The organism is Rhizobium sp. UBA1881, assembly GCF_002338015.1.
Taxonomy (GTDB): domain Bacteria; phylum Pseudomonadota; class Alphaproteobacteria; order Rhizobiales; family Rhizobiaceae; genus Rhizobium.
This window is the reverse complement of sequence record NZ_DDHH01000146.1, coordinates 9,596-10,196: the sequence shown is the minus strand read 5'-3', so window position 1 is coordinate 10,196 and position 601 is coordinate 9,596. Positions and strand designations below refer to the sequence as shown.

General features: G+C 68.9%; 1 protein-coding gene. It reads right to left on the bottom strand.

Features of this window, described 5'->3' with window-relative positions; translation table 11 throughout:
* Nucleotides 1-110: 110 nt before the first annotated feature.
* Nucleotides 111-601 (bottom strand): pyridoxal-phosphate dependent enzyme (locus B3605_RS17675; protein WP_296435322.1); only part of this gene is annotated, 491 nt, incomplete at its 5' end.

Sequence of the window (601 nt, the reverse complement as noted above, 5' to 3'; positions counted from 1 at the left end):
ATGCCCGGCAGGGCAGAGGGGGGTAACTCCCCTACCGGCGTTGCGGCTCCGGAACTGCATCCCGCAGCGCTGACCGTTCGATCGCCGAACGACCCGCCGACCTCGCTATCCTACCCCCGCAACGCCAACGCCCGGCCAAACATCTCGTCATCCACATTGCCACCCGAGGTCACCACGATCGCGGCATCCTCCTGCAACTGCTCTCCATGAAACAGCGCGGCGGCCAGCGCGACCGCGCCGCCGGGTTCGACGACGATCTTCAGGCGGGTGAAGGCGAGCGCCATGGCGCGGAGTGCTTCCTCGTCGGTGACGACGAGGCCGGGGCCGGCGAGGCGTTTGAGGATCGGGAAGGTGATGTTGCCGGGCTGCGGGGTGATGATGGCGTCGCAGATCGAGCCTGATAGCGTGGCGTTGCGCTCGATCTTGCCCGAGGCTAGCGAACGGGTGGTGTCGTCGAAGCCTTCGGGCTCGCAGGGGCGGACGCGGAAGCTTGGCGTGCGGGCTTCGAGCGCCAGCGCGATGCCCGAGGTCAGGCCGCCGCCGCCGCAGGGGACCAGCACTTCGGCCGAGGTCACGCCTTCCTCTTCCGCCTGTTCGGCGA